Origin of the sequence: Streptomyces sp. S07_1.15 (assembly GCF_020739505.1) — a bacterium.
GTDB classification, from domain to species: Bacteria; Actinomycetota; Actinomycetes; order Streptomycetales; family Streptomycetaceae; genus Streptomyces; species Streptomyces xinghaiensis.
The window spans coordinates 4,013,994-4,025,593 of the sequence record NZ_JAJBZK010000001.1; the positions used below are offsets into that span (position 1 = coordinate 4,013,994).

15 protein-coding genes are annotated in these 11,600 nt (G+C 68.1%); 4 read left to right on the forward strand and 11 right to left on the reverse strand.

Features of this window, described 5'->3' with window-relative positions; all coding sequences use genetic code 11:
- Positions 1-528: 528 nt before the first annotated feature.
- From LIX60_RS17360 to LIX60_RS17405, 10 genes are all read right to left on the reverse strand, one after another.
- On the reverse strand, positions 529-1,680 hold the full coding sequence (locus tag LIX60_RS17360; RefSeq protein ID WP_227959236.1) for a site-specific integrase: 1,152 nt from the start codon (positions 1,678-1,680) through the stop codon (positions 529-531).
- On the reverse strand, positions 1,680-1,862 hold the full coding sequence (locus LIX60_RS17365; RefSeq protein WP_043462853.1) for a helix-turn-helix domain-containing protein: 183 nt from the start codon (positions 1,860-1,862) through the stop codon (positions 1,680-1,682). The genes LIX60_RS17360 and LIX60_RS17365 overlap by 1 nt, the downstream gene beginning before the upstream one ends.
- Positions 1,855-3,177 carry a replication initiator gene (locus LIX60_RS17370; protein WP_227962807.1) on the reverse strand — a complete coding sequence of 441 codons (1,323 nt, stop codon included), beginning with the start codon at positions 3,175-3,177 and terminating at the stop codon, positions 1,855-1,857. The genes LIX60_RS17365 and LIX60_RS17370 overlap by 8 nt, the downstream gene beginning before the upstream one ends.
- A gap of 136 nt (positions 3,178-3,313) precedes the next feature.
- Positions 3,314-3,559 carry a SpdD protein gene (locus LIX60_RS17375; RefSeq protein ID WP_227959237.1) on the reverse strand — a complete coding sequence of 82 codons (246 nt, stop codon included), beginning with the start codon at positions 3,557-3,559 and terminating at the stop codon, positions 3,314-3,316.
- Positions 3,560-3,584: 25 nt separating this feature from the next.
- A complete protein-coding gene (locus LIX60_RS17380; protein ID WP_227959239.1) occupies positions 3,585-3,779 on the reverse strand; it encodes a hypothetical protein in 195 nt (64 codons plus the stop codon).
- Between the two features lie 14 nt (positions 3,780-3,793).
- Entirely contained in the window at positions 3,794-3,985 is a 192-nt protein-coding gene (locus LIX60_RS17385; RefSeq protein ID WP_043462864.1) for a mobile element transfer protein, read from the reverse strand.
- 11 nt (positions 3,986-3,996) lie between these two features.
- Positions 3,997-4,635, reverse strand: coding sequence for a DUF2637 domain-containing protein (locus LIX60_RS17390; RefSeq protein WP_227959241.1), 639 nt, complete (start codon positions 4,633-4,635; stop codon positions 3,997-3,999).
- A gap of 82 nt (positions 4,636-4,717) precedes the next feature.
- A complete protein-coding gene (locus LIX60_RS17395; RefSeq protein ID WP_227959243.1) occupies positions 4,718-6,097 on the reverse strand; it encodes an FtsK/SpoIIIE domain-containing protein in 1,380 nt (459 codons plus the stop codon).
- Complete coding sequence (locus tag LIX60_RS17400; RefSeq protein WP_227959244.1) at positions 6,097-6,456, reverse strand: hypothetical protein; 360 nt, start codon at positions 6,454-6,456, stop codon at positions 6,097-6,099. The genes LIX60_RS17395 and LIX60_RS17400 overlap by 1 nt, the downstream gene beginning before the upstream one ends.
- 156 nt (positions 6,457-6,612) lie before the next feature.
- On the reverse strand, positions 6,613-7,401 hold the full coding sequence (locus tag LIX60_RS17405) for a GntR family transcriptional regulator (protein WP_227959245.1): 789 nt from the start codon (positions 7,399-7,401) through the stop codon (positions 6,613-6,615).
- Positions 7,402-7,509: 108 nt separating this feature from the next.
- Here LIX60_RS17405 and LIX60_RS17410 point away from each other — a divergent pair, with 108 nt between their 5' ends.
- The 4 genes from LIX60_RS17410 to LIX60_RS17430 all read left to right on the forward strand — a co-directional run bounded on the left by LIX60_RS17410 (position 7,510) and on the right by LIX60_RS17430 (position 10,221).
- Complete coding sequence (locus LIX60_RS17410; RefSeq protein WP_043462880.1) at positions 7,510-7,917, forward strand: NUDIX hydrolase; 408 nt, start codon at positions 7,510-7,512, stop codon at positions 7,915-7,917.
- 46 nt (positions 7,918-7,963) lie between these two features.
- Positions 7,964-8,392 (forward strand): ATP-binding protein, encoded by a 429-nt coding sequence (locus LIX60_RS17415; RefSeq protein WP_227959246.1) that lies wholly within the window; start codon positions 7,964-7,966, stop codon positions 8,390-8,392.
- Positions 8,386-8,736: a hypothetical protein gene (locus LIX60_RS17420; protein ID WP_374117872.1), complete on the forward strand. Its 351-nt coding sequence runs from the start codon at positions 8,386-8,388 to the stop codon at positions 8,734-8,736. The genes LIX60_RS17415 and LIX60_RS17420 overlap by 7 nt, the downstream gene beginning before the upstream one ends.
- Before the next feature lie 822 nt (positions 8,737-9,558).
- The gene (locus LIX60_RS17430; protein WP_227959249.1) at positions 9,559-10,221 is read left to right on the forward strand and encodes an HNH endonuclease; all 663 of its coding nucleotides are present in this window, start codon (positions 9,559-9,561) and stop codon (positions 10,219-10,221) included.
- Between the two features lie 300 nt (positions 10,222-10,521).
- Here LIX60_RS17430 and LIX60_RS17435 read toward each other — a convergent pair whose 3' ends face one another.
- Entirely contained in the window at positions 10,522-11,400 is an 879-nt protein-coding gene (locus LIX60_RS17435) for a serine protease (RefSeq protein WP_227959250.1), read from the reverse strand.
- Between the last annotated feature and the right edge of the window lie 200 nt (positions 11,401-11,600).

Consider the following 11,600-nt stretch of genomic DNA (forward strand, 5'->3'; position numbering starts at 1 on the left):
AGGCGTATATCGCACTGAGGCTCCGATGTGACCGAGGTCACGAAAGGTGGGCGTCGTGCCTGGTCATGGTGAGTCTCGGTGAGCCGTAGTTAGTCCTGGTTGGCTCTAGTCAGCCCTAGATCGGAACACATCGGAACTCTGGCACATATTCCGCGCTCGGGTTGCGCGCTAGGGCGTCCTACACTCCTGTCAGCAGTGCAGAGGAGCCCCAACCGACCAGGTTTCTGAGGCCGTTTGGTCGGCGGGACTCCTCGCGTGATGTCCCTAGCGATGTAGACGAGAGGAACACTCCTATGGAGGATACGAGCAAGCCGCCGTCTGAGCGCAAACCGTCGTGGGCGTCCAGCTCCAGCCGTTGGATCTCCCGACGACGTCGGACGGCCGTCAGTCTCCTGCTTCGCGGCGCGTGTACCGGTACCGGCACGGCCGCCGTGGGCATCATTGCGGTTTGGGTCCAACACCGGATCTGACGACTACGACGAATGAGGCCCGCCATCGTGGTGATGGCGGGCCTCTGCGGCTGGTCGGTCAAGCTCGGTTGATGCGCCGTTTCAGCAGCCGGTCCATGTGGCTGATGGCTTCGCGCTGGGTGTCCTGCGCGACGTGCGTGTACACGTCCATGGTCATGCTGATCTGGCTGTGGCCGAGGATCTCCATCAGGACCCGGGGAGCGACCCCGGCCGCCGTGAGCAGCGTTGCGCAGCCGTGCCGGGCGTCGTGCAGGCGGATCGGGCGGAGGCCGGCCGAGGCGGTGAGCCGGGAGAAGGACCGGTTCAGGTTGCGCGGCTCGATCGGCTGGCTGGTGCGGGTGGTGAAGACGAGCCCGGACGGGTCCAGCTCGGCGCCCCGCTTCCGTGCCGCGTCGGCCTGGCGGAGCCGGTGCCAGCGGAGGGCGGCCAGGCAGATCAGCGGCAGCGGCACCGGCCGGGCCTTCCCGGTCTTGGTGGTGCTCTGGTACAGCTCGCCGCCGATGCGCTGGAGCTGGTTGCTGACGCGGAGCACACGGCCGTCCAGGTCCACATCCGACCACCGCAGGCCCAGCACCTCACCGCGCCGCAGTCCCATGGCGATGCCGAGCACGAAGGCCGCGTACAGCGGATCGCGCCGCGCTTCCTCCAGGAAGGTCAACGTCTCGTCCAGGGACCACGGCGTCGTCTCCCGGCTGTTCACCTTCGGGGCCTCCACGAGCGATGCGACGTTGCGCGTGGCCAGCTCCTCGCGGCACGCCGCAGTGAGGGCGGAACGAAGCACCCGGTGCGCTTCCTTGGCGGTGGCCGGAGTCGCCCTGCGGCTCACTTCGGCGAGGAAGACTCGGACATCCCGAGGGCCCAGCGTCTCCAGCCGCTTCTTGCCGAGGAGGGGCACCAGGTACAGCCGGACGTGCATCGCGTACTTGCTGTACGTCGTGGGCTTCCGGTTCGGCCTGATCACGTTCTCCAGCCAGTACGGCAGCCACTCCGCGAGCTTGGCCGAGCGGGTCGGCACCGGTACGCCGCTCTCCACCTTGGCCAGCAGCTCGCGCCGCTTGGTGTCGCACTCGGCCCAGGTCTTGCCGTAGGCGAACTTCCGGGCGCGGGTGCCGTCCGGCTGGAGGACGTAGACGGCGCAGTGAAAGCGGCCGTCCTTGCGCTTGGTGATGGTGCCGGCCCCGTTGGGGTTGCGCTTGCGCTGCTGGGCCATCAGGCAGCCGCCTCCAGTTCGTTGGCGATGTAGTCGCGGACGGCCCGCGCCGGGATGCGGCGGCACCGGCCGATGGTGATCGAGGGCAGGCGACGGGACCGGATCAGGTCGTAGACCGTGGACCGGCCGAGCTTGAGCCGTGCCATCACGTCCGGCACGGTCAGCAGTTCGTCGTCACGCATGGGTCGGATCTCCTTCCGTTCCGGGTGCGGGTGCGAGGGATGCGGCGAGCCAGGCTTCGGCGGGGGACAGGCCGGTTCCGGCGAAGGCCCAGTGGGCGAGGACGTAGGTCGTCTCCGGCTCGGCCTCTGCCGTCGCGGCTGCGGCGGCGGCTTGGGCGCGGCGCCATTCGGCGCGGGCGGTGCGGAGGGCGCCGAGGGTGGTGGAGTAGCGGCGGGACTTGGTGGAGAAGTGGCCGCGGAAGCCGAGCATGTGGGCCCAGGCACGCAGCCGGAGCTGTTCGAGGTCCTTGCGCGCGCCGAGGGTCCACGCCGTGCGGATCAGCCGTCGGGCGTGGTCGCTGATGTCGAGTTGGGCCAGCTCGGCGGCGAACTTGAGCGGCCGGTCGAGCGCACCGGTCGCTGTCTCGGCGCCCTTGGTGGCGTACTTGGCGATGTAGGCGGCGACGGCGCGTTCGGTCAGCTCCTGGCCGCCGTCGAAGTCGGCGCCGCGGATGGTGCGGATGTCGAGCTGGCGGCCGAAGGTGAAGGCGTGCGCACGGCCGTCGAGTACGGGGCCGTCCACGCGAGCCTTGGCTGTAGCGGCCCGGATGGCGTCGGTCAGCAGCTCGGCGGTCGCCCAGGCCGGGGGCGGGGTGTCGCCGCCGCCGGGGCCGTCGAGGCGGATGACGGCGTGGAAGTGGACCGCGCCGCGCTTCTGGTACTCGGCGACCTTGGCGAAGGACACCCGCGCGTGCTCCCGGAGCGCGCGTTGAGTGAGCCCGGCCCGCTTGGCGACCTCCCGGCGCAGGTAGATGGAGAAGCGCCGCCAGAGCATCCCGGCGTGCGCGTTCCACAGCACGGCCGCTTCGTAGTCGTACGTGTCCGGGTCCAGCGGGGTGCCGAGCGCTTCGTCGTCCTGGTCGTGGAGGACGCCGCAGCGGCAGCGGCGGACCGAACCGGCCGGGCCGGTCGGGCGGTTGTGTACGGGGCCGAAGCCCGGCGCGGTGAAGGTGGCGAAGACGCGCGGGTGTGCGGCGACGCGTTCGGGGACGCCCTTGCCGCCGCGCAGGCCGGAGGTGATCAGGTGGAAGGTGTCGCGCCGGTAGACCTCTGCACAGGCCGGGCAGCGGGTCGCGCGGCGGTTGTTGCAGCGGACGAGGAGTTGGCCGGCCGGGAGGCGGGCGGAGTCGAGGTGGTGCAGGACGCGGCCGATCTCGCCGGTCCGGGTGTTGACGTCGTACTCGGTGCGGTGGCCGTCCAGCCGGATCGGGCGCGTGCAGCCGCCGAGGCCGGAGAGCTGCCGCAGCAGGCCGGGCAGGGTACCGAACGCCGCCAGCTTGCCGAGTTCGGGCAGCGGAGGCGGGGTGGTGCGGGTGATGATGGCTGTCTCCTTCTGGCTTCGGTCGGAGGGGTTCGGGCTCCCGGGGCGGCGGATGCTTGGCGGTATCAGGGCCGCCCCGGGAGTCGGCGGTTCAGCGCCGGTGGTGCTCGCGGAGCAGGGAGCGCAGGACGACGGCGGCGACGGCCACGGAGATGGCCGAGACGGCGACGGCGGCCAGGAGCGCGGTCAGCACCACGCCGCCGGTGATCAGCGCCACGACCGCTCCCGTGCCGACGGAGATCGAGGGGGCCGCGCGCTGGACGGGCGCCGGGTCGGCGGGTGCGTGCCGGTAGGCGGGCGGCGGCGTGGGGTTGTCCGGGTACTGGGGCAGGAGCATCGGAAGACCTCTCACATCTACTCGTCTAGTCATGTGTGCCGTTGATGACGTCCACGCCGGAGCGCGTGCCGGACTCGATGGCGGGCGCGAGGAAGGTGTCCGAGAGCCAGAAGCCGAACAGCGCGACCAGGACGACGACCCAGGTGCGGACGCCGAGGAACTTGATAGCGCCCCAGGCGAAGCGGCCGAGGACCAGGACGAGCGGCAGGGTGACGGTCACAGCGACGGTTCCTTTCAGCGGACGGGGCAGCGGTGGGTACGGGCGGCCAGCTCGGCGGCGGCGCGGCTGTCGTAGTCGGCGGAGAAGCCGCAGCGCGGAGCGGTGCACGCGGCGGTGTGCTTCTCCCGCCCCCGGCCGTCGTAGGACGTGCCGACCTGTACGGGGCCGATGCGGGTGACGGCGCGGAAACGGCGGTTGGCGGTCACGGGCTCTCCTCTCAGAGACGGGCGGTGATGGCTTCGGCCATGGGCGCGGGCACGCCGAGCCGGGCACGTAGGGTCGGGGCGTCGATGGGCGTTCCGGTGCGGTTGCGGTGGTCGGCGGCCACCTTGCGTGCGTGCTCGACCAGGGCGGCCGGGACGGGCACGGCAGGCCGTTCGGGCGCGGGCTCCCGTACGGACTCCGGTTCGGGAGCCGTGGCCCCCGGTTCCGGGGACGGCTCCGTCCTCGGCTCGGCAACGTCTTCCCGCTGCACGGGCTTTGGCTCGACAGCCGGGCCGGAGTGCGCGAGGAGCGTTCCGCCGAGGAAGGCGACGGCGGGCCAGCCCGCGACGGTGATGCGCAGCCAGGCCGGCACGTCGTCGAGGTCGAGCAGTCCGGCCGTGGCGACGTTGGCCCCGAGCGACGCGGCGAGCGCGATGACGAACCAGCACCACCCGGCCGCCCGGTCCCGGCCCGACCGCAGCCGCCGCCACGCAGCCACGAGCAGCAGGTCCACGGAGACGGGATAGGCCCAGGCTTTCCACCCGTCCTGACCGGCCGCCGCCGCGAGGTCGTGCAGGTGCGCGAAGGACAGCGCGGCGGCGATGACGGCTTGGACCAGCACCGCGTCGACGCGGGCCAGGTGGGCGCGCATGATGCGGCTCCTTCCGGGTTGAGGCATGGCAGGGGTAGGGACTTGGCGCGAGGCGGTCACGCCGACCGATGCGGGATGGCGGTCAGCCGGTCACGGGATACGGCTTGACGGCCGGAGCCGACTCCTTGGCAGGCGACGGCACGGGAACGGCGGGCCGGAAGCGCTCCAGCGCGGGCAGCTCCGGCACCAGGTCCGCCGACTCGCGGCAGATCTCGGCTGCTGCACCGAGCGACAGGTACGGGGTCCGGATGCGGGACCACCCGCCGGAGGTGTCACCGGCCACGGCCAGCCCCGGCCGTTCTGGAGCGATGGCGCAGGCCGCGGCGACCGCTTCCGGCGCGATGTCCCCGAGCGCCATCTTGGCCGAGGCTTCATCGTTGACCCGGTGGCAGACGCGGCCGGTGAGCTGGGCCCGGAGCATGGTCGCGCCCTTGCCCAGCTCGGCGCCGAAGCGCTGCCCGCACACCTCCAGGTAGATCCCGGCGGCGCGGCCGAGCTGGGCGAGCCGGATCAGCTGCGTGACCATCTCGTCCCGTCGCTCCTCGTCCTTCCGGCTGGCGACGAGAAACAGCTCGGCCACCTCGTCCACGAACAGCACGACCGGCACCGGCCGTTCGCTCTCCGGCAGCCCCCAGACATCCGAGGTGATCTCGTCCGCCGGGGTGTCCGGGGCGATGCCCTGCCGCTTCTTGATCAGGTCGTATCGGTCCTCCATCAGTCGTATGAGCGCGGGCAGCAACTCGGCCGCCTGCTTCGGATCGGTGGCGAGCGCCGACAGCCGCGGCGCGAACGGCGCCAGCTCCACACCCCGCTTGCAGTCGATCCCCACCAGGGCGACCGGTTGCCGGGCAAGCCCGGTGATCAGGTGCCGCAGGTACATGGACTTGCCCGACAGCGTTGCACCGAGCGTCAGTTGATGCGGCACGGTCCGGTAGTCGCGTACGAACGCCGTGGCGTCCTCCCGCAGCGCGACGGGAACCTTGAGAAGGCCGGCCCCGGCCGTGCGCGGCATCCGGACCCGCCGCAGCACGTCGAAGCCGACGAGCCGCAGCTCGACCACACCCGGCCGGACCGTGGACACGTACACGGCGTGAACGCCCCAGGCATGCCGCAGCCGTTCCGCCGAGGCAGCCACGTCCGCCGGTTCCTGCCCGGGCGCCAGCCTCAGCCGGAGCCGCAGCCCCGTCGAGGTGGGCCGCAGCAGACCCCGCCGTGGCGGGACGGGCCGGACCTCCCGGCGGGTGGTGGCCTTCACCGCCAGGACCCGGAGCCGGGACGGTGCCACGGTCAGACCGCACGCCTCCATCACGGAGCCGTAGGAGGTGAGCAGCCGGGCCGTGGACACCGGCAGGCCGACCGCCGACCAGTACACGGCCGGGTGCCGGGCCCGGGTGTAGGCGGCCCCGCCGCCGAGCGCGGCGAGGGGGCCACCCACTTCCAGCAGTGCCGAGAGGTCGGCCATCAGGCCGCCTCAGCGGAGGCCGAGCCCGGGAAGGCCGCCGGGACCACGGCCGTGGCGCGGAAGGCGATGCCGTGCCGCTGCTGGCCGTTGAACACGTTCTCCCAGGGCCGGGCCACCAGCCCCGGCAGCGAGACCGGCGCCCCGAGGGTCAGCCCCTCCGAGATGCCGCTTTCCGGCACGGTCACCTTGATCAGCGAGGACTCACCGTCCTCGATGTGGACGACGCCGATCGTCATCAGCGTCTCGCCGCTGGTGGCGTCCTTGGCGACCTCACCGGTCTGCCGGTCGCGGACCTTGGTCTCCGGAGCCTCGGTCAGCAGCATCGTCGCGCCGGAGGTCTCCACACGAATGGTGCGCAAGACACCTCTCCCATCTACTCGTCTATACAAGATGCGTCTTGGTGAACCCGGATCACCGGGAACGCGGATACCTTGCCACACAACTTGCCCACTCGTCTATACGAGTATGCGTGTCGAGGTGTACGAGTCCGGGGAAATGGCCTCGCGCACCGCCCGTCACGTCGCCGGGAGCTGGTACGACAGCACGTAGGCGTCCGCGGCCATCACGGTGTCGCAGACCTCCACGGCCCGCCCCTCGGTGTCGAACGCGGTCCGGATCAGGTGGATGACCGGCACACCGGAGGCCAGCCGCAGTGTCTTGGTCTCGGCGGGGGAGGGCATCCGGGCCTTGATCTCTTCCTCGAAGTGGTCGAGCCGGTGCCCCAGCTCCTCAAGCCGGGCGTAGATGCCGCCGGGCCCGGGGTTGGGCTGGGCGATGGGGGTGTCCCGCGCCAGGTCGAGGGGCAGATACGAGGTGGCGAACTCCACCGGCCGGCCGTCGAGCAGATACCGGCGCCGCCGCGCGAGCACCCGGCGCACCGAACCGAGCCGGGCGGAGATGTCGGGTGTCGCCCGCTCCTCCTTGACCTCCAGGCTGTCCACCTCCGGACGGCTGCCCGCGGCGTCCGCCTCCACGATGAACGCGGACTTCCCCTGCTCCCGGTGGCGCCGGGCGAAGCGGTCGGAGGCCAATCGCCGCACCGGCGGACGTGGCCGCACGAAGACGCCCCGCCCGTGCTCGGAGTGGACCAGGCCCTCGCCCTGGAGGACGGAGAAGGAGTTTCGGACGGTCATCCGGGAGACGCCGTAGTGATCGACCAGCTCGGCTTCTGACGGCAGCTTCTCGCCCTCCTTGAAGCGGCCTTTGTCGATCGCCGCACGCAGCTGATCGGCGATCTGCCGGAAAACGGCGCGATCACTGGTGGGATCGAGGGCACCGAGCACGCCGCTGGGAAGAGGGCTCACAGGTACTCCTTTAGGTATCTAGACGAGTGGCCGAGTTCTGTTGCTACGGTTGAGAGCCTAGCCAGCTATGAAGGGCCAAGGGACGTGACTGCTGATCGCCCGCACTCCGTGAGCGTTGCCGGAGTGATCATTGATGACCAGGGCCGGGCCCTGCTGATCAAGCGGCGCGACAACGGCCACTGGGAACCGCCGGGCGGCGTCCTCGAACGTGAGGAAACCATCCCCGAAGCCCTTCAGCGAGAAGTCCTCGAAGAGACCGGAATCAAGATCGCGCTTCCCGCGACCCTGACCGGCGTCTACAAGAACATGAAGGGCCTGATCGTCTCCCTGGTCTTCCGCTGCCAGGCCGCCGACGGCACGCCCACAACCGGTGAGGAGACCCGAGCACTGCGCTGGGTCACCCGCGAAGAAGTCTCCGACCTCGCTGACGAGGCATACGCGATCCGCGTCCTGGATGCCATGGACGCAGCGACCCCGCCGGCCATACGCGCGCACGACGGCGTGAAACTCGTCTAGCCCGAACCCGCTGCACATGGCGGCCTACCAGCACGAAGGAACTTGTATGCACGAGTATACGAGCAGTCCACGGGTGTGGGGACTGATCTGCCCAGGATTCCCCGAAGAGGTCAGCCGGGCCCGCCGCTGGACACGGGACATCCTCAAAGGCTCGCCGTGCGCCGACGACGCCGAGTTGATCGTCAGCGAGCTGAGCGCGAACGCCGTCCTCCACACCGCCAGCGGCCACCCCTGCGGCAGCTTCCACCTGGCCCTCGCCGTCTGGCGCCAGGTGATCGCCCTTTCGGTCACTGACGCAGGCGGCACTGCATCCACCCCGAAGGCCGGCCACCCGAGCGAGGACGCCGTACATGGCCGCGGACTGGCCATGGTCACCGCCCTCGCCCACCGCGTCGTCATCCACGACAGCCACCAAGGGCGCACCGTCACCGCCGAACTCTTCATCGGCCTCCACCCGGGAGAGCTCCCGTGCTGACCTCCGGCTCCCGGCACCCCTTATTCACCCCGGCCGAACAGCACACCCCGTACCGCTGCTGGGCCACCGCCTACCCGCTGCAAGCGGTCAGCTCCATCCTGCTCAGCGCCCGAACGGCCACCAGCCCACGCCTGGCCCTGCGCTGGCTCCGCGACCGAACCCGCGACATCACCGACCAGTTGGACCCGCCCTACGCGCAGCCGGGCCGCCACTGGCTCACCGACGAAGCCGAACACGAACGCGCCCTCGCCTACCTGGCCGCCGGTACGGCCTACCAACTCACCCTCCACGACGAGGAATGCCGCTACGTCCTCGTAGCCCACCCACCGGAGGACGCCCGATGACACACCCCATCCCGGGCTACTGGTGCGAATGCTGGACCGATAGCCCCAGCTGCACACAACGACCCGCGCTCCTGGCCTCGATCGAGACCTACTCGGCCCCACAGGCAGTCCGCTGGATCGCCATCGCACTCCGCACGATCACCTCAGGATTGGAACCAGCAGCAGCTGCACAAGCCTGGGACTGGCTCCACGAAGGCCGCAGCGCAACCACCAAGGCCCTCCACAGCGGGGAACCCTGCACCGTGTCGGTCAACAGCCACGGCACCCACGTCACATGGACAGCCCGACCCGTGCTTTTGCTCCCCCTGGCACACCGCCAGAACACCAACTTGCCGGACTGCGCCTGGCTTTTCCGACCCACAACAGCCGACTGAGTTACAACCTTCTCCACGGGTTCAAGTCGGCTCGCTCCGCTCGCCGCGCGGCCCGGCCCCCGGCCGGGCCTGCGCTCTTGCCTTCGTCCCGCTCCAGCCCGGCCGGGGGCCGGCCCACGCTCGCAGCGATCAACCAACCTGCCCTCAGAGATGGATGCCTCCGGCGGGGGCGCTCAGGCTCCGGGATGGACGGGCGCCGTAGCCGAGTGCCGGTGAGCCGGTGGCGTGCGTGGGGAGCTCCCATCCCGTCTGCCGTCGACCCAGGCAGAGCCGAGCAGACGTGGTCCCTGGCGTCCAGGTCGTTCGTACAGTGGCGCGCTCCACCTGGACGCCAGGGACCACGCCCGCTCCACGGTGTGTGGGTCGACGCAGACGGGATGGGAGCGGAGGTGGTGGTTCCCCTTGAGGCGGCGGGCTCTTGTCAGTCGGGATGACTAGCATGCAGAGCGTGGCAGCGACGAGACCCAAAGTACCGAGCGAGCTTCGCCGGCGAGTCCTCCTTGAAGCCGGTCATCGCTGCGCAATTCCGACCTGCAAATCCACTCCCGTCGAAATTGCGCATATTATCCCTTGGTCAAAAATACGCAAGCACGAATTCAAAAATCTAATTGCACTTTGCCCGACATGTCACGCCCGTTTTGACGACCGCCACGGACCTATAGATCAAAAGGCGATGCGTCAATACAAGGCTAACCTGAACCCACTTCTTTCACTCGGCCTGGCCAATCGGGACGGACAGGTTGCCATGCTCGCCGCCTATCAGGAATTCAGAGGCTTTTTTGCCGAGTGGGTTAAAGCTGAGACACGGTACGCGGCAGTTAAGTCTCGCCGCTCTTCTTCACTCAAAGAAATAGCAGACAGCAGGGAGGATGCGATTCATAAAGTCGCACGAGCTATCGGAGCCGTTGCAGATTTCCATACCGTCTGGGGTGACTCAGAAGTGTCGGATCTGGCGGGGGCGATCTTCTATCATATAGCTGATTGGTCCGACGAAATCGAAGGTACTCCATTCCCTCTCCCGCGACGTGTGAGTCAGCGGAACATCGCGGAGGAAATTTCGGAAGCTTCGACTGAGCTTCACCTGGCGATCTGCGAGCAGATTTCGATGTAGGAAAAATAACCCCCATGGCAGGCCGATCTAAATTTTAGAGATGAGGTCACGCTACGGATTACGGATAAGGAATGGTCGGTGCTAAGCCGCCTGCGGGCCGTCCGAGGGTGGGCGATGGCGACAGTCAGCTCCTGCCTTACCCCCACTCGGAGACAGGGCTTTCGGGTGCCGGAGCGGGCGCTCGTCTGTGAAGCAGCGTTGAAGCCACTTCCCCGCGGCGAGAGAGCAGTCTCTTCCCTTCTGGGAGGGCTGCTGCTGGCATCCTCTCTTGCTCATCGCACTCCCTATCCATCTAGGCGGTCATGGTGACAAATCCCCTTGCTCCGTTCGATTGGCCTCAGTGGAAGTAGGAGTGTCCACTGAAGCATCCTCCCTCCGCTTAAGCCTCCGAAACGTTTCTTGATTGAACGGAAAATCATCATCCGAAAAGCCCCACGCATAGCGCAGGTCGTACATCATATCTGCATTCGAGGCGGGGAAGATCCTGTGTTCAAAAAGAAGTTCCCATAGCGGCTCAATCGTCAGAACTGCACCGTACCCAAGTTCGGGGGCTGCGTGATCCGTGAGTAGCGAGGAAGTGACCACCCCGAGCAGCCATCCTTGTTCGGTCAGCACAGGGCCGCCACTGAAACCACCACGCGCCATCGGGGAAATGATAAATAGGGGATCTTTCGAACCGACATATGGATCGATTACCGCATTGACTTCACCCCGCACCGCTACGACTTGCGGTTCCGGAGACGTGGGAATCGGTGGATATCCGAAAGCCACCACCTTCATGAGGACTAACCCGTCATCAATCCAGTCGTTAAGATGTCCGCCAATCTCTATGTGGTCAACCTTCCTCACATCGGTCCGCCCCCAGAAGCTAACGTGATTCGTGTAATAGTCTAGCGAAAAATCCGTCTTCAAAACCGCAAGATCCACATCGGGATCAGACGGGTATACTGCCTCAACAGATTCCAATGAGACATTTCCGTAGCTTGCCGGAATCAGGTTCACTAGCCGGCGCCCCTCAATCACGTGCCGTGCAGTAACAAGGTAGCCGTCCCCGATGTGAAAAGCCGTCCCAATTCCAGGCTCTCCATCCTCCCCTTCCGTTTCGACGCACAATAAACACGGCTTATAAAGACTGTAGAAATCTAGTTGCTGATTTCGCGGGCTGGGCGAAGCGTCCATGTCATGGATGCTAGCGAGAGACGAGCGGCGTGGGAGGCACTTCGCGGTAGCCGCAGCCGTGCCCCCTGTAGCAGCTCACTACCCAACCCTCCCGGTGGGAATCGATCTTGCGGAAAGTCCCCATCGGGGACTGCGGCTGGGTCAGCAGAGGGCGCGCGCGGAGGGCAGAAGCTACTCCACTGGGCGGGAGGCGGTGGTCC

What these genes read in the sequence shown, in the direction of transcription:
- LIX60_RS17390 (WP_227959241.1), bottom strand. Translation starts at nt 4,635, where the DNA reads ATGCGCGCCCACCTGGCCCGCGTCGACGCGGTGCTGGTCCAAGCCGTC.
- LIX60_RS17365 (WP_043462853.1), bottom strand. Translation starts at nt 1,862, where the DNA reads ATGCGTGACGACGAACTGCTGACCGTGCCGGACGTGATGGCACGGCTC.
- LIX60_RS17435 (WP_227959250.1), bottom strand. Translation starts at nt 11,400, where the DNA reads ATGGACGCTTCGCCCAGCCCGCGAAATCAGCAACTAGATTTCTACAGT.
- LIX60_RS17375 (WP_227959237.1), bottom strand. Translation starts at nt 3,559, where the DNA reads ATGCTCCTGCCCCAGTACCCGGACAACCCCACGCCGCCGCCCGCCTAC.
- LIX60_RS17415 (WP_227959246.1), top strand. Translation starts at nt 7,964, where the DNA reads ATGCACGAGTATACGAGCAGTCCACGGGTGTGGGGACTGATCTGCCCA.
- LIX60_RS17395 (WP_227959243.1), bottom strand. Translation starts at nt 6,097, where the DNA reads ATGGCCGACCTCTCGGCACTGCTGGAAGTGGGTGGCCCCCTCGCCGCG.
- LIX60_RS17360 (WP_227959236.1), bottom strand. Translation starts at nt 1,680, where the DNA reads ATGGCCCAGCAGCGCAAGCGCAACCCCAACGGGGCCGGCACCATCACC.